20 protein-coding genes are annotated in these 20,089 nt (G+C 70.9%); all 20 read right to left on the bottom strand.

Annotated features, from left to right (window positions below; all coding sequences use genetic code 11):
• Nucleotides 1-69: 69 nt before the first annotated feature.
• Nucleotides 70-507 carry a DUF805 domain-containing protein gene (locus tag AB6V31_RS04545; protein ID WP_369364345.1) on the bottom strand — a complete coding sequence of 146 codons (438 nt, stop codon included), beginning with the start codon at nt 505-507 and terminating at the stop codon, nt 70-72.
• 265 nt (nt 508-772) lie between these two features.
• Nucleotides 773-2,296: a ribosome biogenesis GTPase Der gene (gene der, locus AB6V31_RS04550; RefSeq protein ID WP_056227518.1), complete on the bottom strand. Its 1,524-nt coding sequence runs from the start codon at nt 2,294-2,296 to the stop codon at nt 773-775.
• Entirely contained in the window at nt 2,286-3,041 is a 756-nt protein-coding gene (gene cmk, locus AB6V31_RS04555; RefSeq protein WP_369364347.1) for a (d)CMP kinase, read from the bottom strand. Before cmk ends, der begins: the two co-directional genes overlap by 11 nt.
• On the bottom strand, nt 3,034-4,167 hold the full coding sequence (locus AB6V31_RS04560; RefSeq protein ID WP_144782030.1) for a prephenate dehydrogenase: 1,134 nt from the start codon (nt 4,165-4,167) through the stop codon (nt 3,034-3,036). The genes cmk and AB6V31_RS04560 overlap by 8 nt, the downstream gene beginning before the upstream one ends.
• Nucleotides 4,168-4,219: 52 nt before the next feature.
• Nucleotides 4,220-5,023, bottom strand: a complete 804-nt coding sequence (locus AB6V31_RS04565) for a pseudouridine synthase (protein ID WP_369364349.1) — start codon at nt 5,021-5,023, stop codon at nt 4,220-4,222.
• Nucleotides 5,020-5,646: an SMC-Scp complex subunit ScpB gene (gene scpB, locus AB6V31_RS04570; RefSeq protein ID WP_056227509.1), complete on the bottom strand. Its 627-nt coding sequence runs from the start codon at nt 5,644-5,646 to the stop codon at nt 5,020-5,022. The genes AB6V31_RS04565 and scpB overlap by 4 nt, the downstream gene beginning before the upstream one ends.
• Entirely contained in the window at nt 5,636-6,451 is an 816-nt protein-coding gene (locus tag AB6V31_RS04575) for a ScpA family protein (RefSeq protein ID WP_369364630.1), read from the bottom strand. Before AB6V31_RS04575 ends, scpB begins: the two co-directional genes overlap by 11 nt.
• 85 nt (nt 6,452-6,536) lie before the next feature.
• Nucleotides 6,537-7,439: a ParA family protein gene (locus AB6V31_RS04580; protein WP_056227506.1), complete on the bottom strand. Its 903-nt coding sequence runs from the start codon at nt 7,437-7,439 to the stop codon at nt 6,537-6,539.
• A 115-nt stretch (nt 7,440-7,554) separates the two neighbouring features.
• The gene (locus tag AB6V31_RS04585; RefSeq protein ID WP_369364351.1) at nt 7,555-8,346 is read right to left on the bottom strand and encodes a DUF4184 family protein; all 792 of its coding nucleotides are present in this window, start codon (nt 8,344-8,346) and stop codon (nt 7,555-7,557) included.
• A 1-nt stretch (nt 8,347) separates the two neighbouring features.
• Complete coding sequence (gene tyrS, locus AB6V31_RS04590; protein WP_369364352.1) at nt 8,348-9,661, bottom strand: tyrosine--tRNA ligase; 1,314 nt, start codon at nt 9,659-9,661, stop codon at nt 8,348-8,350.
• 53 nt (nt 9,662-9,714) lie between these two features.
• On the bottom strand, nt 9,715-10,596 hold the full coding sequence (locus tag AB6V31_RS04595) for a DUF2510 domain-containing protein (protein ID WP_369364353.1): 882 nt from the start codon (nt 10,594-10,596) through the stop codon (nt 9,715-9,717).
• A 60-nt stretch (nt 10,597-10,656) separates the two neighbouring features.
• The gene (locus AB6V31_RS04600; protein ID WP_369364355.1) at nt 10,657-11,370 is read right to left on the bottom strand and encodes a hypothetical protein; all 714 of its coding nucleotides are present in this window, start codon (nt 11,368-11,370) and stop codon (nt 10,657-10,659) included.
• Complete coding sequence (locus tag AB6V31_RS04605) at nt 11,367-12,014, bottom strand: SatD family protein (protein WP_369364356.1); 648 nt, start codon at nt 12,012-12,014, stop codon at nt 11,367-11,369. The genes AB6V31_RS04600 and AB6V31_RS04605 overlap by 4 nt, the downstream gene beginning before the upstream one ends.
• Nucleotides 12,015-12,065: 51 nt before the next feature.
• Nucleotides 12,066-13,496, bottom strand: a complete 1,431-nt coding sequence (gene argH / locus AB6V31_RS04610; protein WP_369364358.1) for an argininosuccinate lyase — start codon at nt 13,494-13,496, stop codon at nt 12,066-12,068.
• Between the two features lie 10 nt (nt 13,497-13,506).
• Nucleotides 13,507-14,661, bottom strand: coding sequence for a heparan-alpha-glucosaminide N-acetyltransferase domain-containing protein (locus tag AB6V31_RS04615; protein WP_369364360.1), 1,155 nt, complete (start codon nt 14,659-14,661; stop codon nt 13,507-13,509).
• Nucleotides 14,658-15,581: an ornithine carbamoyltransferase gene (gene argF / locus AB6V31_RS04620; protein WP_074694255.1), complete on the bottom strand. Its 924-nt coding sequence runs from the start codon at nt 15,579-15,581 to the stop codon at nt 14,658-14,660. The genes AB6V31_RS04615 and argF overlap by 4 nt, the downstream gene beginning before the upstream one ends.
• Nucleotides 15,578-16,825 carry an acetylornithine transaminase gene (locus tag AB6V31_RS04625; protein ID WP_369364363.1) on the bottom strand — a complete coding sequence of 416 codons (1,248 nt, stop codon included), beginning with the start codon at nt 16,823-16,825 and terminating at the stop codon, nt 15,578-15,580. The genes argF and AB6V31_RS04625 overlap by 4 nt, the downstream gene beginning before the upstream one ends.
• Nucleotides 16,822-17,724, bottom strand: coding sequence for an acetylglutamate kinase (gene argB / locus AB6V31_RS04630; protein ID WP_369364365.1), 903 nt, complete (start codon nt 17,722-17,724; stop codon nt 16,822-16,824). The genes AB6V31_RS04625 and argB overlap by 4 nt, the downstream gene beginning before the upstream one ends.
• On the bottom strand, nt 17,721-18,878 hold the full coding sequence (gene argJ, locus AB6V31_RS04635) for a bifunctional glutamate N-acetyltransferase/amino-acid acetyltransferase ArgJ (RefSeq protein WP_056227470.1): 1,158 nt from the start codon (nt 18,876-18,878) through the stop codon (nt 17,721-17,723). The genes argB and argJ overlap by 4 nt, the downstream gene beginning before the upstream one ends.
• Nucleotides 18,875-19,924, bottom strand: a complete 1,050-nt coding sequence (gene argC, locus AB6V31_RS04640; protein WP_369364367.1) for an N-acetyl-gamma-glutamyl-phosphate reductase — start codon at nt 19,922-19,924, stop codon at nt 18,875-18,877. The genes argJ and argC overlap by 4 nt, the downstream gene beginning before the upstream one ends.
• Between the last annotated feature and the right edge of the window lie 165 nt (nt 19,925-20,089).

The raw sequence follows: 20,089 nt of genomic DNA on the forward strand, positions 1-20,089 counted from the left end.
CCGGCACGCTCGTCGGCGCGAATGCACCTTATCGATTCCGCCACGCGGGGGGCGACATTGTTTCGCCCTTCATCTGTCGAAGCGCGCACCCTCGGGTCGCGGCCCCTGCAGCGTGAACACGAAGAGCACCAGGGCGCCGATCAGCGGGACCAGCCCGATGAACACCCAGAAACCGCTGCGACCGGTGTCGTGCAGGCGCCGCACGAGCACGGCGAACGTGGGGATGATCGTCGCGAGAGCCCACACGAGCCAGATGGCCCCGAGGATCACCCCGTGCGGTCCGGTGATGGTCGTCGAGCCGTCGGCTTCGATCCGGATGCCGTCGGTCAGCGTGGGCAGAGCGTTCAGCACCGTGCCCACGACGGCGGCGGTCAGCACCCACCACCAGTACTCGCTGCGACTCGCGCGCCCGTGGAAGGTGGCGTACTTCGCGAAGACGCGGCGGACCGCCGCGCCCAGCGGCGCGCCGTCGTAGGGCTGGTCGAGCGGCGGGGCGGCGGTGGTCATGTGGTCTCCCGGCGTCAGTGGGGGCGGATGCCACGGCGTCGCCGTCGCGAGAGCACTGTATCGACCTCCCGGTCGGATGTGGGCCCGGTTGCGTCGCGCCTCGCGGCTCCGGCGCGCTCGAGACTGCATCTCGCTGACGAACCGGTATCAGCCTGCGGCGGAGTTGTCAGCGAGGTGCAGTCTCGCGAGAAATACGCGCCCGCAGACCGCCGCGCACGCGAAAGCGCCCCGCCCCACGACGGGGACGGGGCGCTCGCGACGCGGATCAGCGCTGGCGCTTCTCGCGGATGCGCATGTTGAGCACGATCGGGGTGCCCTCGAAGCCGTAGATCTCGCGCAGGCGCCGCTGGATGAACCGGCGGTAGCCCGGGTCGAGGAACCCGGTCGTGAACAGCACGAATGTCGGCGGACGCGTGGCCGCCTGGGTGCCGAACAGGATGCGCGGCTGCTTTCCGCCGCGCAGCGGGTGGGGGTGCTCGGCGACGAGCTCCGAGAGGAAGGCGTTGAACTTTCCGGTCGGAATGCGGGTGTCCCACGACTCGAGCGCCTGCTCGAGGGCCGGCACGAGCTTGTCGAGGTGTCGACCGGTGCGGGCCGAGATGTTCACGCGCGGGGCCCACGCGACGTGCGCGAGGTCCTGCTCGATCTCGCGCTCGAGGTAGCGGCGACGGTCCTGGTTCTCCATGTCGTCGTCGTTGAGGCGGTCCCACTTGTTGAACGCCAGCACGAGCGCGCGACCCGACTCGAGCACGAGGTCGATGATGTTGAGGTCCTGCACGCTGATGGGCTGCGAGACGTCGATCACGACGACCGCGACCTCGGACTTCTCCAGAGCGGTCGAGGTGCGCAGCGACGCGTAGAAGTCGGCGCCCTGCGAGAGGTGCACGCGGCGACGGATGCCGGCGGTGTCGACGAGCGTCCACAGCTTGCCACCGAGCTCCACGACCTCGTCCACCGGGTCGCGGGTGGTGCCGGCGAGCTCGTTGACGACGACGCGCTCTTCGCCGGCGGCCTTGTTGAGCAGCGACGACTTGCCGACGTTCGGGCGGCCGAGGATCGCCACGCGGCGGGGTCCGCCGATCTCGTACTTGGCGACCGCCGACACGTCGGGCAGCACCTTCATGATCTCGTCGAGCAGGTCGGCCACACCGCGGCCGTGGATCGCCGAGACGGGGTGCGGCTCGCCGAGTCCGAGGTTCCACAGCGCGGCGGCCTCGGGCTCGTGGCGGGCGTCATCGACCTTGTTGGCGATGAGGAAGACCGGCTTGCCGCTCTTGCGCAGCAGCTTCACGACGTGCTCGTCGGTCGAGGTCGCTCCCACCGTGGCATCCACCACGAAGAGGACGATGTCGGCCAGGTCGATCGCGACCTCGGCTTGCGCGGCGACCGAGCGGTCGATGCCCTTCGCGTCGGGCTCCCAGCCGCCGGTGTCCACCAGCGAGAAGCGCCGGTCGAGCCACTCGGCCTTGTAGGTCACGCGGTCGCGGGTGACACCGGGGGTGTCCTCGACCACGGCCTCGCGGCGACCGAGGATGCGGTTCACCAGCGCCGACTTGCCGACGTTGGGGCGACCGACGATCGCGACCACCGGCAGCGCCGGCAGGAACTCGATCGCTCCCTCACCCGAGGCGAGACCCGCGAGGAGGGCGGCGTCTTCCTCGTCGAGGTCGAAGTCCTCGAGGCCCGCGCGCAGCGCTTCGGCCCGCTGTTCGGCGAGCACCTCGTCGAGCTGCTCCATCTTCTCGGCGAGCTGGTCGGGCCCGCCTTCGTACTCGTCTTCAACGCCCATCGCGGGCTCCCATCGTGGAGTCGACGACGCTCAGCACGGCGTCGACGGTCTGTTCGAAATCAAGGTGGGTCGAATCGACGACCTCGACGCCGGGGGCGGCGGTGAGGAAGTCGACGACCGTGGAATCAGCGGCGTCGCGCTGGTGGAGGGCTGCGGCGACTTTGGCGGCATCCTGATCCGTCATCTCCGCGCTGCGGCGCGCCGCACGCACCTCGGGAGCGGCGGTCAACAGGATGCGCACGGGCGCGTCGGGGAAGACCACCGTGGTGATGTCCCGCCCCTCGACGACGACACCGGGAAGACCGGCGGATGCCACGAGCCGACGGAACAACTGGTTCACCGCCTGGCGCACGGGGGCCACGCGGGCGACGCCGCTGACGGCGTCGGTCACGCGGGGCTCGCGGATCGCGGTGGTCACGTCGACGCCCCCGACACGCACCCAGCGGTCGGTCGTGTCGAGCGAGATCGCGTAGTCGAAGTCGCCGAACACCTCGAGCACCGCGGTGGCGTCGGAGGTGTCGGCACCGTGGGCGAGAGCGTGCCACGCGAGGGCGCGGTAGGCGGCACCCGTGTCGAGGAAGCCGTACCCGAGACGGGCGGCGGAGGCCTTCGACACGCTCGACTTGCCGCTGCCGGCGGGGCCGTCGATCGCCACGATGACGGGCGCGGACGACCCCTCGGCGGGGGCCGCGAAGCCGGGCGTGGCGAGGCCGGGCCGGAACAGGGCGAGGGTGGGATCAGTCATGGGTGGTGCTCGCAATCCGCCAACCGCGCTGCTGGAGGCCGTCGACGGCGCGGCGGACCGCGTCGGGGACGACGCTGATCTCGGCCAGGCCGAACGGGGCTCCGGGCGAGTGCTCGAGGCGTAGGTCTTCGACGTTGACGTCGAGGTCGCCGAGCTCGCCGAACAGGCGCCCCAGCTGGCCGGAGGTGTCGTCGACCATGACGACGAAGGTATCGAAGCGGCGGTTCTGGCCGTGCTTGCCGGGCAGGCGTTCCACGCCCTCGTTGCCGCGGCGGATGGTGTCGGCCACCGCGCGGCGGGCACCGGGCACCTCGGGATCGCGCAGGGCTTCGGCGACATCCGTGAGGTCGGCCGCGAGCTGGTCGAGGACCGCGACGACGGGCGCCGCGTTCGCGCCCAGGATCTGCACCCAGAGTTCGGGAGCGGATGCTGCGATGCGGGTCGTGTCGCGCACGCCCTGGCCCGCAAGACGCAGGGACCCGTCCGGCGCCTCGACGAAGCGCCCGGCGAGGAGGCTCGCGACCAGCTGCGGCACGTGCGACATGAGAGCGACGGACTCGTCGTGCTCTTCGGGCGTCATCTCGATGAGCGTGGCGCCGAGGTCGAGGGCGAGGCCCTCGACGAGGGACAGGTCGTAGGCCGAGGTCTCGCCGTCGCGGCAGACGACCCAGGGGCGGCCGACGAAGATGTCGGCGCGGGCCGAGATCGCTCCCCCGCGCTCGCGCCCGGCCATGGGGTGCGAGCCGATGTAGTGCGTGAGATCGACCCCTCGTTCGCGGAGGGTACGCAGCGGTTCGAGCTTGACGCTCGCGACGTCGGTGACGACGGCATCCGGGAACGTCTCGAGCTCGCGCTGCACGACGTCGGCCGTCACGTCGGGCGGCACGGCCACGACGATCAGCGAGGGACGGTCGTCGGGGCGCTCGGCGCGACCGGCGCCGTAGTCGATGGCCAGGCGCAGCTGCGAGGGAGACGCGTCGACGAGCACGACGTCGACGCCGCGGGCGGTCAGCGCGTGACCGATGCTCGCGCCGAGCAGGCCCGAGCCGACGACGCGGACGGTGCCGCTCGTGCGGGTCGCCAAAGGCCCGGCCGCGCGCGCGGACGTTCCGTTCGGTTCGCTCATCGGGTCTCCTGCCCTGGGCGGCGCCGCTCGCACCGCGAAGCGCCCGAGAGGCTCACTCCGCCGGATCGGCCGGAGCGCTGTCGTCCTGACGGGACAGCGTCAGCAGGGCACCTCGTTCTACTGTAGTCAACTCGCGGGCCTTCCCCACCGGGAGAGTTCCCAGGTGGAGCGGCCCGAACTGCCGACGGACCAGCTCGACGACCGGATGACCGACCTCGGCCATCATCCGTCGGACGATCCGGTTCTTGCCCGAGTGCAGGGTCAGCTCGACCAGGCTCTCGCCCCGCGAGGAGTCGAGCAGCCGCGCCTTGTCGGCGACGATGCGCCCGTCCTCGAGGTCGACGCCCCTGATGAGGCGCTGGATCGTCTGCGGCAGCACCTGCCCCTCGACCTTGGCGATGTAGACCTTCGTCACCCCGAACGAGGGGTGCGCGAGCACGTGGGCGAGGTCGCCGTCGTTGGTCAGCACCAGCAGGCCGCTCGTGTCGGCATCCAGTCGTCCGACGTTGTAGAGCCGCTCGTCCCAGTCCTTCGTGTACTGACGGAGGTCGGGGCGACCGCGGTCGTCGCTCATCGAGCTCACGACCCCGGTGGGCTTGTTGAGGATGACGTAACGCTTGGACTCGTCGAGCTGGATGGCCGTGCCGTCGACGTCGACCAGGTCGGTCTCGGGGTGGATGCGGCGACCGAGCTCGGTGACGACGAGACCGTTCACGCGCACGCGTCCTTCGACGATCATCTGCTCGGCGACGCGGCGCGAGGCCACTCCCCTGTTCGCCAGCACCTTCTGCAGGCGGACGCCATCCTCGCTCGCCGAGCCCGCGCCCTCTGTCGCTGCGTCTGAAGCGTCGCTCATTTCAGTACCTCTCCGTCGAATCCGTCCGAGCCGTCGTCGAGCAACGGCGAGATGTGCGGCAGCTCGTCGAGCGAGTTGATGCCGAGGTTGACCAGCAGCTGGTCGGTCGTTCCGTAGTGGATCGCGCCCGTGTCGGAGTCGGTGAAGACCTCCGTGATGAGACCGCGCGACAGCAGCGTGCGCACCACCGAGTCGACGTTCACCGCGCGGATGGATGCCACCTGCCCCCGGGTCACGGGCTGCTTGTAGGCGATGACGGCCAGGGTCTCGAGCGCCGCCTGCGACAGGCGCGAGGGCGCCTGCGTGTTGACGAACTCGCCGACGACGTCGTCGTACTCCTCGCGCACGTAGAGCCGCCACCCGCCGCCGACCTCGCGCAGCTCGAAACCCCGCACCGGTCCCCCGGTCCGGCCGTCGTAGTCGGCCACGAGCGCCTCGACGGCCTGTCGGACGGCCGGCACGGGCGCGCCGACGGCGGCGGCGAGGCTTACGAGGCTCTGCGGCTCGTCGAGGACCAGCAGGATCGCCTCGAGGCGACGGGCGACGGATGCCGCGTCACTCGGGCGCTGCGCGGGGATCGGGGCCTGCGCGGACGCGGTGTCGATCACGGAGTCATCGGTCATAGTCGGCTCCCAGGGCGGCGAGGTTCTCTTCCGACCAGCGCTCGGCGGTCCAGCGCAGGGTGAGTTCGCCGAGCGGCTCGAGCTGCTCGAACGACAGCGCGGCGTGGCGGTACAGCTCGAGGATCGACAGGAATCGTGCGACGACGACCCCCGTCTCGGTGACCCCGGCGACGAGGTCGCGGAAGTTCAGGGTCCCCGCGGAACGCAGCAGGGTCACCACGATCGCGGCCTGCTCGCGGATGCTGACCAGGGGCGCGTGCAGGTGGTCGAGTCCCACCGTGGGGATCTGCTTCGGCGCGAAGGCCACCACCGCGAGCGCGGCGAAATCGTCGGCGCTGAGCGTCCACTTCAGCTCCGGCACGGCGCTGCGGTACTTCTCGTCGAGCCGGACGTTGCGCGTGTGCCGCTTGTCCTCGCGCTGCAGGCACCGCGCGAACCACGCCGAGACCTCCTTGAACGCGCGGTACTGCAGCAGGCGGGCGAACAGCAGGTCGCGGGCCTCGAGGAGGGCCACCGACTCGGCATCCACCAGCTCACCCTGCGGGAGGAGCCCGGCGATTTTCATGTCGAGCAGGGTCGCGGCCACCACGAGGAACTCCGACGCCTCGTCGAGATCGCTCTCGGGCCCCATCGCCCGCAGATAGGCGATGAACTCGTCGGTGACACGACTGAGGGCGACCTCGGTGATGTCGAGCTCGGCGCGCGAGATCAGGGTCAGCAGCAGGTCGAACGGGCCGTCGAAGACGGGGAGGGTGACGCGGAAGCCGGGTGCGTCGGATCCGGCCCCTTCGACAGGCTCGGGGATAGACGTCGGATCGGCGGCCGAAGCGAGCTCGGCGTCCGACGCGGGCTCGGGGGCCGTCGCGAGGGCGACGGCGTCGGGGGTGTCGTCAGGCGACGGCGCCACGGGCGACCAGCTCCCGCGCCAACCGCAGGTAGGCCTGGGCGGCGGCGTGCTCGGGCGCGAACTCCGTGATCGGCATGCCCGAGACCGAGGCATCCGGGAACTTCACCGTGCGACCGATGACCGTCTCGAGCACGTCGTCGCCGAACGCCTCGACCACCCGCTCGAGCACCTCGCGCGAGTGCAGGGTGCGGGGGTCGTACATCGTGGCGAGCACGCCGTCGAGCTCGATCGCCGGGTTGAGGCGGTCGCGCACCTTGTCGATCGTTTCGACGAGCAACGCGACACCGCGGAGGGCGAAGAACTCGCACTCGAGCGGGATCAGCACGCCGTGGGCCGCCGTCAGGGCGTTGACGGTCAGCAGACCCAGCGAGGGCTGGCAGTCGATGAGGATCACGTCGTAGTCGGCCGCGACCTTGCGCAGGACCCGGGCGAGGATCGTCTCGCGGGCGACCTCGTTGACAAGGTGCACCTCGGCCGCCGACAGATCGATGTTCGCGGGCAGGATGTCGAGACCCTCGACCCGCGTCGACACGATGACCTCGCGCGGGTCGCGCTTGGTGTCGAGCAGCAGGTCGTAGATGGTCGGCACGTCGTGCGTCTGGATGCCGAGACCCGCCGACAGCGCACCCTGCGGGTCGAAGTCGATCGCGAGCACACGTCGCCCGTACCCGGCGAGAGAGGCCGCCAGGTTGATGGTGGTCGTCGTCTTTCCGACGCCGCCCTTCTGGTTGCAGAGCGCGATGATGCGGGCAGGACCGTGGCTGTCGAGCGGCTTCGGGGTGGGGAACCCCTGATAGGGGCGACCGGTGGGTCCGAGGATGACCTCGTCTGCGCCCGTCTTCTGGCCCTTTGTGCTCGCCGACACCGAGTCTCCTGCCTTCGTCATAACGTCCCCGAGTCTAGCCGCCGCCCGTCCACGCGCCCGTGTGACCCGCGGGCCGGGCCGAGGTCGCACCGCGCGACAACCAAGGTCTCCGAGACTGTCGCGGGACCGGACGCCGCTAACCCGCGCGCACCGCGACCCGCGCGCGCCGCGCCTGCACGAACAGCGCCAGGGCCAACGTCAGCGCTGCCCACGCCGCGGCGACCTTCGTCAGCACGCCGTAGATGAGGTGCGTGGTCGTGTACTCCTCGTCGAACCCGCCGTTCACCGCGAGCGCGATGACGGATGCCACGACCAACGCGACCGGGAGCGAGAGCCACCACGCCCAGCGGGCGGCATCCGGCATCTGCCTCCGCACGGGCTCGGGCGCGTGCCGCGACAGCCACACCAGCGCGAAGACGGCCAGCACGGCCAGCCCGAACGCGCTCGAGGCGTGCTGCAACCACTTGGCCCCCGTGAACGGCCCCCACTGACCCGCGAGGGCGGGCAGCAGCTGCTCGCCCACCCGACCCTCATGCGTGAACAGGTCCCAGGCGATGTGCGAGGCGACGCCGAGCGCGAGCGAGAGGACGAGCCACAGGATGCCGATGACTCCCCCGCCGACGCTCTCGCGCAGCGCCGTGGGGGCGCCGGCATCCCACTGCGCCGGCAACCGCTCCGCCACCGGTCGCGGCAGCAGCTCTCGGGTGGCCGGACGCAGCACGCACCGCCAAACCAGCAGCAGCACGAAGGCGACGACGACGGTGACCGGCAGCCACGCGACATCGTGCGTCACGCCGTAGCCGGGCCACATCCCGCGCACGAAAAGCGGCAGGTCGGGGGTCATCGCCCCGATCGCGATCGCCGCCGGAACCAGCCGCGTGCGCAGGAAAGGCAGCGCGACAACGGCGTGGCTCGGTGTGAACGGCATGTCAGCTCAGGAAAAGCCCCGCGAGGGTCTTCTTTCCGCGGCGCAGCACGGAGACGCCGCCGGGGAGCGTCCCCTCGACGACCGCTTCGTCGCTCGTGATCTTCTCGCCGTCGAGCGAGACACCGCCCTGCGAGATCGCGCGACGGGCCTCACTCAGGCTCGCGCACAGGCCCGTGGCCGTGAGCGCCTCGACCACGGTGGAGCCGGCGGCGACGGTCGCATGCGGCAGCTCTTCGAGCGCGCTGCGGAGCACCGCGGCGTCGAGGACCGTCACATCGCCCTGCCCGAACAACGCCTCGGTGGCCGCGATGACGGCCTCGGTGGCCTCCACACCGTGCACGGTCGTGAGCACCTCGCGGGCGAGACGCTTCTGCGCCGCGCGACGGAAGGGCTCCGCCTCGACCAGGGCCTCGTACTCGGCGATCTCGGCGCGCGTGAGGAAGGTGAACACCTTCAGGCGCTCGACCACGTCGCGGTCGTCGGTGTTCAACCAGAACTGGTACATGACCCAGGGGCTGCACATCTCGGCATCCAGCCAGATCGCGTTGCCCTCGCTCTTGCCGAACTTCGTGCCGTCGCTGTTCGTGATCAGCGGGGTGCCGATCGCGTGCACCGAGACGCCCTCGGCGCGGCGCACCAGGTCGGTGCCGCTGGTGAGATTGCCCCACTGGTCGCTGCCGCCGGTCTGCAGCACGCAGCCGTACTGGCGGTACAGCTCGAGGTAGTCGAGGCCCTGCAGGATCTGGTAGCTGAACTCGGTGTAGCTGATGCCCGCTTCGGAGTTCAGGCGCGCGCTGACCGCGTCCTTCTTCAGCATCGTGCCGACACGGAAGTACTTGCCGATGTCTCGGAGGAAGTCGATCGCGCTGAGAGGTGCGGTCCAGTCGAGGTTATTGACGATCCGCGCGGCGTTGTCGCCCTCGAAGCTCAGGAAACGCTCGACCTGACCGCGCAGCAGACCCACCCACTCCTCGACGGTCTCGCGCGCGTTGAGCGTGCGCTCGGCCGTGGGACGCGGGTCGCCGACGAGACCGGTCGACCCGCCGACCAGTCCGAGCGGGTGGTGACCGGCCAGCTGCAGGCGACGCATCGTGAGCAGCTGCACGAGGTTGCCGAGGTGCAGGCTCGGCGCGGTCGGGTCGAAGCCGCAGTAGAACGTGATCGGGTCTCCGCCGAGCAGTTCGCGCAGCTCGCCCTCGTCGGTCGAGACATGCACCAGACCGCGCCAGACGAGCTCGTCCCAGACGTTGTCGAAGGTCGGATCGATGGCGGGGGCGAGGGCGCTCACGGGCGCCGCGTCGGTGGAGGCAGACACCGGTTCAGGGTAGCAGCGAGGGTGTCCGACTCCGGATGCCACGGCCCGGGCACTCACCAGGGTGGCTGGGGCGGATGACCGGCGGCGGTCGCGGGCGGATCGGTCGGGAGGAGCAGAACGCGGGTCTGCGAGCGCGCGACCACCCAGATGACCGCGATGGCGACCCCAAACAGGACCGCGCACACCGTCACGAGCACGCCGATGGCCAGCTGCACGGGCCCGGCCGCGATCGAGATGAGGACGATGCCGACGACGATCGCGATCCCCGTCAACGCCGCGATCACCGTCAACGCGATGCGGAGCGTCCGCATCGACTGCTCGGCGTGGAAGGTGGGACGCACCCCGAAGGTCGACGAGAGGTAGGCCCCCCACCGCTGACCCGTCCACCACCGATGAGCGACGCGGCTGATCGGGTACCACCCCGCGCCGGGTCCGTCGACCTCTCCGGGCAGCGGGCGCACCTGCTCAGGAGCGACGGGGTCTCCGACCGGTGTCGGGATCCGTCGTACACGCGTGCTCTGCGCGGCCATCGCCAACCACAACGCCGACAACGCCAGGAAGAACAAGGGCAGGATCGTGAGGTTCCGCGTGAGAACGCCGGACAGCACGAAGCACAGACCCGCGAACAGGAACATCCCTCCCGCGACCCATCCGAAGACCGGCCGCTCCAGCGTTGCCCAGTCGATCCCCGCTCTGCCGTCGCGCACGCGGGAGCCCGTCCAGATGGTGCCGTCCCACCAGCGCAGCTCGCCCGCTGTCGTGGGGTACCAGCCCGGCTGCGGCCCGGACTGGGCGGGCACCGCGACCGGCTGCGGCGGCGCAGCGACCGGGGCCGCGGCGGCGACCGGCGCCTCGTGCACCGTCCACTGCGTTCCGTTCCACCAGCGGACGCGCCCCGGCGTCCCCGCGTCGTACCAGCCCGGTGCAGCGTTCATGCGTCCATCTCCCCCTGTGATGTGCTTCGACCGTAGCCGCTCCGCGCGGGTCGTGAGGCGTCAGCCCGCGTGCACGACCCACCACACGAGGAACGCCGCGGCGAGCGAGGTGACCCAGCTGACCAGACTGCCGATGAGGAAGTACTCCGCGCGGTCGCCGTCGTCACGGTCTCTCGAGATCTCGGGGAAGCGCACGATCCCCTTCGCCGCCAGGACCGCGGCAAGAAGCGTGTACGCACCGGTCAGCGTCAGCACGAAGACGAGGATGCGCTCGAGCGGCCCGATCAGCCGTCCGCCCTTGAGGGTCGGCACGGTGGCGCCCTCGGGGTCGGCCGCGCGCCCGCCCATCTCGGAACGCAGCGCGATGCGCACCACCGCGTTTCCCGACTCCAGCAGGAAGACCAGACAGCCGATGACGAGGACGGCCACGTCGATCGACACCGACGCTCCCGGGCGATACGCCGCCCACGCCTCGCCGAGCATCCCCGGCCGCTCCCGCCCCGGGGCGATGACCACGCACGCCGCCGCGGCGAGCGCGAGCAGGGCGACAGGCCACAGGCCCGCGCGGGCGGGACCGTCCTCGGGCACGACCCACGTCCAGATGGCGGCGACCGCGACGGCGAGGAGCCCGGCGATCACGGCGTCGAGTCCGGCCGAGAACAGCACGAGGAGCACGGATGCCACCGCGAAGGCGAGCCACCGACGCGTGCGGATCATCTGGCGCAGCAGATCGACCGCGCCGACCGCGAGGAGCAGAAGCCCGGCCGCGATCACGATCGAGCCCCCGCGGTCAGCGCCGCGAAACCCTCGACGAGCGACGCCGCCCCCGCCGTCGCGAGCGCCTGCGACACGGCGGATTGGCTGACACCCTCGGCGTCGGCGAGGTCGCGCTGGGAGCGGCCGAGGCAGCGACCGTACGTGAGTCTGCGCGACCTCTCGCTCATGGCCGACACGAGCTGGTCGCGACTCAGGGCGTAGGCGCGGGCGAGCGCGATGGTCTCGGTCATGGTGGCATCCTCCCCCTCGCCGAGGACGATCCACGTGCGGGCGAGCGGCGCGGCGCGCTGCTGCAGGCGCTCGATGTGGTTGATGGCCTCTCGAGCGGCCCACCAGGCCGGCCCCTCGGGGACGGTGCGGTCGGCCAGTTCGATGGGGCGCACGTCGCCGACACCGATGCCGAATCGGCAGTCGACGTCATCGGGCAGCGCCAGGCGCAGCAGGAGCAGGGACGCGAGAGCGCTCGAGAGGTCGTCGTATTCGCCCTGCAGCTCGTCGCCGACCACGGCCGTGAGGGGGGCGGTGGCGAGGGGCAGATCGTTCTGGACGGTGGCGACGGCGTCTTCGATGGCGCGTTGCGCCCCGGCACGGTCATCGAGTCGCCGCGACGCGACGATGTCGGCAATCACGGCAACGGTCATGAGATAAGTTTAACGCTTATTTTCGTCAAATGATAAGCGAATAACTGATACTCAGGCGATGAGTGTGCGGGATGCCGCCTGCGCGCGCGCCACGAGCTCTTCGCGCTGTTCCCCCACCCGCGCCGGCGCCGTGCCTCCCACGCCCGTTCGACTCGACACCGAGCCCTCGATCGTCAGCACCTCGCGCACCTGAGGGGTGAGAGCGGGCGACACCGAAGCCAGCAGGGCGTCGTCGGCGTCTTCGAGACCGATCTCGCGCTCCTCGCACGCCCGCACGAGCGCGCCCGAGATCTCGTGGGCGTCGCGGAAGGCCACACCCTGGCGCACCAGCCACTCGGCGACATCGGTCGCGAGCGAGAAGCCCTGCGGAGCGAGTTCGGCCATGCGGTCGGTGTGGAAGCGGAGCGTCGCGATCATGCCCGAGAACGCCGGAAGCACCAGCTCGAGGGTGCGCACCGAATCGAAGACGGGTTCTTTGTCTTCTTGCAGATCGCGGTTGTAGGCGAGCGGAAGCCCCTTCAGTGTCGCGAGCAGCCCCGACAGGTTGCCGATGAGGCGACCGGCCTTACCGCGAGCGAGCTCGGCGATGTCGGGGTTCTTCTTCTGCGGCATGATGCTCGAGCCGGTGGAGTACGAGTCGTCGAGAGTGACGAAGCCGAACTCGCGGGTGTTCCAGAGGATGACGTCTTCGGCGAGGCGCGAGAGGTCGACGCCGATCATCGCGGTGATGAACGCGAACTCGGCGACCACGTCGCGCGAGGCCGTGCCGTCGAGGGAGTTCTCGGCGGGGCGGGCGAGCCCCAGGCGGTCGGCCACGAGCTGCGGATCGAGGCCGAGGGTCGCTCCGGCGAGGGCACCGCCGCCGTAGGGCGAGACCGAGGCGCGCACCGACCAGTCGCGCAGGCGCTCGAGGCCGCGGACGAAGGCCCACCCGTAGGCCTGGAGATGGTGGGCGAGCAGCACCGGCTGCGCGTGCTGCAGGTGGGTGCGACCCGGCATGATCGCGCCCTCGTGCGCCTCGGCCTGCGCGACCAGCGCGTCGATAAGACGCAGCAGTTCGCGGGTCAGGGTGCGCGAGTGATCCAGCAGATACAGCCGGACGAGGGTGGCGATCTGGTCGTTGCGGCTGCGACCGGCGCGGAGCTTGCCGCCGAGGGCCGGACCCACCGTCTCGATGAGCACACGCTCGAGCGCTCCGTGCACGTCTTCGTCACCGGGAGCCGCGACGAGCGAGCCGTCCTGCACGCGGGCCGCGAGCTCGTCGAGACCGTCGTGCATGGCCTGCGCCTCGTCGGCCGTGAGGTAGCCCGCGGCTGCGAGGGCGGCGGCGTGGGCGTGCGAGCCCTGGATGTCGTACAGAGCGAGATCCCAGTCGAAGTGGGTCGAGCGGCTCAGGGCCGCCAGCTCGGGAGACGGTCCGCCCGAGAAACGGGCCCCCCACAGGGCGCCCTCGTTCGTCGACTGACCGGTCTCGCTGCTCATGTCGTCCAGCCTACCGAGGGCCGCCGACACCGCCGGAGCCGATGACGGGCGCCGGACCCCGCGTCCGCGCCCCCGGCGCGGCATCCCGCCCCACGATCCGGCGCACGACGGCGTCGATGAACATCTCGAGCGGGCCGCGGCCGATCGTGAGCGCCCAGACCGTGCAGCCCACGAGGAGCCCCAGGGCGAGGGGCACGAACAATCCCGCCTCGCGGATGCCCCCGAGGTCGGAGGTGTCACCCAACAGCACCAGCGCCACGACGGCCCAGACCACCAGCTGCAGCACGTACGCGGTGAGTGGCATCGAGCCGACCGCGCGCAGCGGCACCGCCACCCAGCGCAGCGGGGTACGGCACAGCAGCAGGCACACCCCGATCGTCAGCAGGGCGAAGCCGCCCGAGCCGATGACCTCCCACAGCCCCGAGGAGTGATCCTCGGCGGTCAGCACGGCGGCGAGGTAGGGGTCGCCCGCCGCGACCGGGCGCGTGGCGATCGCGAAGCCGTACCCGGCGAGCGCGAGCGAGAGCCCCGCCATCGCGAGGAGCCCTTGATCCGCGAGGCTCCGCAGATCGAGTCGGCCCACCCCCATCCCCGCGAGGAGGAACGCGATCCACACCGTGAACGGATAGGCCCACCCGACCGCCGCTTCGAGCTCCGCGCCCCCGAGACCGGCCCAGACGGGTGCGGCGTCGAGGATCGGCTGGATCCACGGCATGACCAGCGCGAGCACGCCCGCGGCGACGAAGAGGCTGCGCGCGCGCATCCCGAGGAACGGCAGCGCGAGCACGAACAGCAGCGCGTAGGCGGGGAGGATGACGTAGACCGGCACCCCCGTCATCACCAGCAGCAGGCCGATCACCCAGAGTAGAGCTCCGCGCAGCGCCAACCGCGCCGCCGCACGCGGTCGCCGCTGCGGCTCGAGCGGGCGGGGACCGCCGGTGACGAGGGCGATCGAGACCCCTGCGAGCACGGCGAAGAGGATCGACGAGCGACCGTTCACGAGGGTGATCCACGTGCTCGGATCGGGGGTGAGGGTGCGCTCGGTGTCGAGCAGGTGCGCGGCGAGCATGCCCAGCACCGCCAGACCCCGCGCGAGGTCCACGCCGACCAGCCGGCCCGCCCCGTCGAAACGGGACCAGGCACGGCCGATCGGCGACGAGGTCATTGCTGGCGCAGAAGCCACACCAGAAGGGCCTTCTGGGCGTGCAACCGGTTCTCGGCCTCGTCCCACACCACGCTCTGCGGGCCGTCGATGACCTCGGCGTCGACCTCGTAGCCGCGGTCGGCGGGAAGACAGTGGATAAAGATCGCGTCGTCGGCGGCGCGGGTCATGAGCTCGGTCGTGACCTTGAACCCGCCCAGGTCGCGGATGCGCGCGATCTTCTCCTCTTCTTTGCCCATCGACACCCAGGTGTCGGTCACGATGACGTCGGCTCCGGATGCCGCAGCCTCGGGGTCGCTGACCAGCGAGATCGACCCACCGGTCTCGGCGGCGATGCGCTCGGCATCGGCGATCACATCGGCGCGGGGCGCGTAGTCGTCGGGCGCGGCAACGCGCACGTGCATGCCCGCGGTGACGCCAGCGAGGACGTAGGAGTGCGCCATGTTGCTGCGGCCGTCGCCGAAGAACGACAGGGTCAGTCCCTTCAGCTCACCCTTGTGCTCGCGGATCGTGAGCAGGTCGGCCAGCAGCTGGCACGGGTGGAAGTCGTCGCTGAGGGCGTTGATGACCGGCACGCGCGTCCCGCGCGCCATCTCTTCGAGACCCGCCTGGGCGTAGGTACGCCACACGATCGCGGCGACCTGACGCTCGAGCACGCGCGCGGTGTCGGAGGGGGTCTCCTTGCCGCCGAGCTGGCTGTTTGCGGTCGAGATGATCAGCGGCGAGCCGCCGAGGTCGGCGATGCCGACGGCGAACGAGACACGCGTGCGCGTCGACGACTTGTCGAAGATGACGGCGACCGTCTGGGGGCCTTCGAGCGGCTTCTGCGCCCAGCGGTCCTTCTTCAGCTCTATCGCGAGGTCGAGGATCTCAGCCTGCTCGGCCGGGGTCAGGTCGTCGTCACGCAGCAGGTGGCGGGTCACGCGGGGGCTCCTTCGAGGATGAGGGCGTCGGACACCGTGGCGAGCGCGGCACCGAAGAGGTGGAGGAAGTCCGAGATCTCGGCATCCTGGATCGTCAGGGGCGGCGCGATGCGGATCGTGTCGTCGTTCGCGGCGTTGACGACCAGACCGTGCTGCTGGGCGGCGGCGACCACGGCCTTGGCGACCGGGCTCGTGAGTCCGATGCCGAGGAGCAGACCGCGACCGCGCACGCCCGCCACGAGGGGCGAGCCGAGGGCGGCGATCCCCTCGCGCAGCTGCGTCTCGCGCCGCGCGGCATTCTCGACGAGGCCGGCGGACTCGATCTCTTCGAGCACGGCCCCGCCGACGGCGGTGCCCAGGGCGTTGCCGCCGAAGGTCGAGCCATGGGTGCCGGGGAAGAACAGGTCGCTGGCCGCCCCGAAGGTGATGAGAGCGCCGATCGGGAAGCCGCCGCCGATGCCCTTGGCCACCGTGATGGCATCCGGAACGATCCCGGCGTGCTGGAAGCCGAACCACACGCCGGTGCGACCCGCGCCGGTCTGGATCTCGTCGATGATCAGCAGCGCACCGTGGCGCGCCGTGATCTCGCGCGCCGCCCGCAGGTAGCCCTCGGGCAGCTCGACCACTCCGGCCTCGCCCTGGATGGGCTCCACGAGGAAGGCGGCGACGCGCTCGTCCATCGCGGCCTCGAGGGCCTCGATCGTGGCGTCGATGTGCTCGACGCCCGGAACCATCGGAAGGAAGTCGGCCTGCAGCGAGGGCTTGCCGGTGAGAGCCAGGGCACCCATCGTGCGGCCGTGGAACCCGCCCTTGAGGGTCAGGATCCGGGTGCGGTCGGTGCCGCGACCGTGCAGGCGCGCGAGCTTGAGCGCAGCCTCGTTGGCCTCGGCGCCGGAGTTGCCGAAGTACACGCGACCCGACTCGCCCGTTCCGGCGAGGCGCTTCAGCCGCGCCGCCATCGCCAGCTGCGGGGGCGTGGCGAAGTAGTTCGACACGTGAGCGAGCGTCGCCGCCTGCTCCGAGACGGCCTTCACGAACACGGGGTGCGCGTGGCCGAGGGCGTTCACGGCGATGCCCGCGAGGAAGTCGAGGTACTTCGTGCCCTCGCTGTCCCAGACGTACGCCCCCTCGCCGCGGACGAACAGCGCCATGCGGTCGCCGAAGCTGCGCACGAGGTCGCGTCCCGCGTCGTCCTGCCAGGCGGCGCGCTGCGCCCCGGTTTCCTGAGTCGTGTCCGCGGTCATGCGACCACCTCCGTTCCGATTCCCTTGCTGGTGAACAGTTCGACGAGCACCGAGTGGGGCACGCGTCCGTCGATGATGGCCGCCGTCGGTACTCCCCCGTCGACGGCGTCGAGACACGCCTGCATCTTGGGGATCATCCCCGACTCGAGCGTCGGCAGCATCGCGCGCAGCTCGATCGAGGTCAGGTGCGACACGAGCGAGTCGCGGTTCGGCCAGTCAGCGTAGAGCCCGGGGACGTCGGTCAGGACGACGAGCTTCTTGGCGTTGAGCGCCGTCGCGAGCGCCGCTGCCGCGGCATCCGCGTTCACGTTCAACGAGTTCCCGGGGTTGTCGAGGTCGGGCGCGATGCTCGACACGATCGGCACACGGCCCGCGGCGAGGTGATCGAGAACCGGCTGAGGGTCCACCGTGACGACATCGCCGACGCGGCCCAGGTCGTGCTCGACGCCGTCGACGACGACGCCGCGACGCCGACCGCCGAACAGGCCCGCGTCCTCTCCGCTCAGACCGGTGGCCAGCGGTCCGTGCGCGTTGACCTTGGCCACGAGCTGCGGGTTGATCTGGCCCGTCAGCACCATGCGCACCACGCTGATCGCCTCGGTCGAGGTGACGCGGTAGCCGCCGCGGAATTCGCTGGGGATGTCGAGACGATCGAGCATCGACGAGATCTGGGGACCACCGCCATGCACGACGACGGGCTTCACGCCCACGTACCGCAGGTATGCGATGTCGGCCGCGAAGGCGTCCTGCAGCTCATCACTGACCATGGCGTTGCCGCCGTACTTCACCACCACGACCTGGTCGCGGTACTTGCGCACCCAGGGCAGCGACTCGACGAGCGTGACCGCCCGTTCGCTGGCTTCGGCGGGATCGGTGTCTTGCAGATCGACGTGGGTCATGAGGAGTAAGCGCTGTTCTCGTGGACGTAATCGTGCGTCAGGTCGTTGGTGCGGATCGTGGCCGCGGCCTCGCCGACCTTGAGGTCGATGACGAGGTCGGTGGCGCGCGGAGTGAGGTCGACGTCCTCGCGAGGACGATCGGGACCACCGGCCGTGCACACACGCACGCCGTTCATCCACACGTCCACGTCGTAGGGGTCGAAGGCCGCGTCGGTGGTGCCGATGGCGGCGAGCACCCGACCCCAGTTGGGGTCGTTGCCGAAGATCGCGGCCTTGAAGAGGTTGTTGCGGGCGACCGAGCGACCGACCTCGACGGCGTCGTCCTCGCTCGCGGCGTTCACGACCCGGATCGTGATGTCGTGGCTGGCTCCCTCGGCGTCGCCCTGCAGCTGAGCGGCGAGGTCGTCGCACACCCCGGCGAGGGCCGCGGCGAACTCCTCGGCATCCACCCGGATGCCGCTGGCACCGCTGGCCATGAGCGTGACCTGGTCGTTGGTCGACATGCAGCCGTCGGAGTCGAGCCGGTCGAAGCTCACGCGCGTCGCCGAGCGGAGCGCCGCGTCGGCCTCCGCGGCGTCGAGAACGACGTCGGTCGTCAGCACGACGAGCATCGTCGCCAGGCCCGGGGCCAGCATCCCGGCCCCCTTCGCCATGCCGCCGATCGACCATCCGTCGCCCGCGTGGACCGCGCGCTTGGGCTTCGAGTCGGTGGTCATGATCGCCAGAGACGCGTCTTCTCCCCCCTCGGCCGAGAGAGCGGCGACGCCCTCGTCGACGCCCTGCAGGACCTTCGCGCGGAACACCTCGTCTCCGGTGCCGATGAGACCGGTGGAACACACCACCACATCGCCCGCGCCGACGCCGAGGAGCTCGGCCGCACGCTCGGCGGTCTGATGGGTCGTCTGGAAGCCGAACGATCCCGTGAAGCAGTTGGCCCCGCCCGAGTTGAGCACCACGGCCTCGATCGTGCCGTCCGTGACGACCTGCTCCGACCACAGGATCGGGTTCGCCTTCGCGCGGTTCGACGTGAACACCGCGGCGCCCACCTTGAGCGGCCCCCGGTTCACCACCACCGCGACGTCTCGCGCGCCGGTCGACTTGAGCCCGACGGCGACTCCGGCCGCCTCGAATCCAGCGGGGGCGGTCACGCTCACGGGGCGACTCCGTTCAGGGGAAGGGCGGTGGTCTCGGCGAGACCCAGCGCCAGGTTCATGGATTGGATGGCCGCACCGGCGGTGCCTTTGACGAGATTGTCGACGGCGGCCACCACCGTCACGCGGTTCGCCGCGCGGTCGATCGCGAGCCCCATCGAGGCGACGTTCGCACCGAGCACGTCGGCCGTGCGCGGGAACACCCCCGCGGGCAGCAGCTCGACGAACGGCTCGTCACCGTACGCGTTCTCCCACGCGCCGCGGATCTCGGCATCCTTCGCCCCCTCGCGGATCGGAGCCGACGACGTGGCGAGGATGCCCCGCGCCATCGGCACGAGCACGGGAGTGAAAGACAGACGGATGGCGTCGCTCGACGCCCCCGCGGCGACCAGGGCCTGCCGGATCTCGGGGATGTGACGGTGGGTGCCGCCCACGGCATAGGGGTTCGCCGATCCGAGGATCTCGCTGGCGAGGAGGTTCGTCTTGGCCGACTTGCCGGCCCCGCTCGGTCCGACCGCGAGCACCGACACGATGTCCGCGGGGTCGATGACGCCGGCGGCGACACCGGGGGCGAGAGAGAGGGCCACGGTCGAGGCGTTGCAGCCCGGGGCGGCGACGCGCGTGGCACCGCGGAGCTTCTCGCGCTGCTTCCCGCCCGCGACCGGGAGCTCGGGGACTCCGTAGGCCCACGGGTCGGGGTGCGGCCCCCCGTAGAACTGCGCCCAGTCCTCCGCGGAGACCAGGCGGTGATCGGCTCCGGCGTCGATGATGAGGGGCGTATCAGCCAGGGCGTCGGTGTACTGCGCCGACTGGCCATGCGGCAGGGCGAGGAACACCACGTCATGACCCGCGAGCACCTCGGGCGTCGTGGGCTGGAGTTCGAGGTGCGCGAGGGAGCGCAGGTGCGGCTGGTGGGCGACGAGCGGCTGTCCCGCGCTGGAGTGCGCGGTGACGGTGCGGATCTCGACGTCGGGATGAGCGGCCAGGAGGCGGAGGATCTCGCCACCCGCGTAGCCGGAAGCGCCGGAGACGGCGACCGAGAGGGTCATGTATCCACCTTACGAGTCGGGGCTGGTGCTGAAAGCAGCGTGTACCGGGGCGGCGACGCCCGTATGCCCGACCGGAGGCGGGTTACGAGGTCGCCGAGAATCGGCGCGCGACCCGACGTCGACGCTCGCCACCGGTGCTCACGAAGAGCTCCTCGGTGCGCACGG

This window comes from Microbacterium sp. 16-032 (assembly GCF_041079455.1).
GTDB lineage: Bacteria > Actinomycetota > Actinomycetes > Actinomycetales > Microbacteriaceae > Microbacterium > Microbacterium testaceum_A.

Coding starts and splice junctions, on each gene's coding strand:
- AB6V31_RS04545 (WP_369364345.1), bottom strand. CDS start 507: ATGACCACCGCCGCCCCGCCGCTCGACCAGCCCTACGACGGCGCGCCG.
- der (WP_056227518.1), bottom strand. CDS start 2,296: ATGGGCGTTGAAGACGAGTACGAAGGCGGGCCCGACCAGCTCGCCGAG.
- cmk (WP_369364347.1), bottom strand. CDS start 3,041: ATGACTGATCCCACCCTCGCCCTGTTCCGGCCCGGCCTCGCCACGCCC.
- AB6V31_RS04560 (WP_144782030.1), bottom strand. CDS start 4,167: ATGAGCGAACCGAACGGAACGTCCGCGCGCGCGGCCGGGCCTTTGGCG.
- AB6V31_RS04565 (WP_369364349.1), bottom strand. CDS start 5,023: ATGAGCGACGCTTCAGACGCAGCGACAGAGGGCGCGGGCTCGGCGAGC.
- scpB (WP_056227509.1), bottom strand. CDS start 5,646: ATGACCGATGACTCCGTGATCGACACCGCGTCCGCGCAGGCCCCGATC.
- AB6V31_RS04580 (WP_056227506.1), bottom strand. CDS start 7,439: ATGACGAAGGCAGGAGACTCGGTGTCGGCGAGCACAAAGGGCCAGAAG.
- AB6V31_RS04585 (WP_369364351.1), bottom strand. CDS start 8,346: ATGCCGTTCACACCGAGCCACGCCGTTGTCGCGCTGCCTTTCCTGCGC.
- AB6V31_RS04595 (WP_369364353.1), bottom strand. CDS start 10,596: ATGAACGCTGCACCGGGCTGGTACGACGCGGGGACGCCGGGGCGCGTC.
- AB6V31_RS04605 (WP_369364356.1), bottom strand. CDS start 12,014: ATGACCGTTGCCGTGATTGCCGACATCGTCGCGTCGCGGCGACTCGAT.
- argH (WP_369364358.1), bottom strand. CDS start 13,496: ATGAGCAGCGAGACCGGTCAGTCGACGAACGAGGGCGCCCTGTGGGGG.
- AB6V31_RS04615 (WP_369364360.1), bottom strand. CDS start 14,661: ATGACCTCGTCGCCGATCGGCCGTGCCTGGTCCCGTTTCGACGGGGCG.
- AB6V31_RS04625 (WP_369364363.1), bottom strand. CDS start 16,825: ATGACCGCGGACACGACTCAGGAAACCGGGGCGCAGCGCGCCGCCTGG.
- argB (WP_369364365.1), bottom strand. CDS start 17,724: ATGACCCACGTCGATCTGCAAGACACCGATCCCGCCGAAGCCAGCGAA.
- argC (WP_369364367.1), bottom strand. CDS start 19,924: ATGACCCTCTCGGTCGCCGTCTCCGGCGCTTCCGGCTACGCGGGTGGC.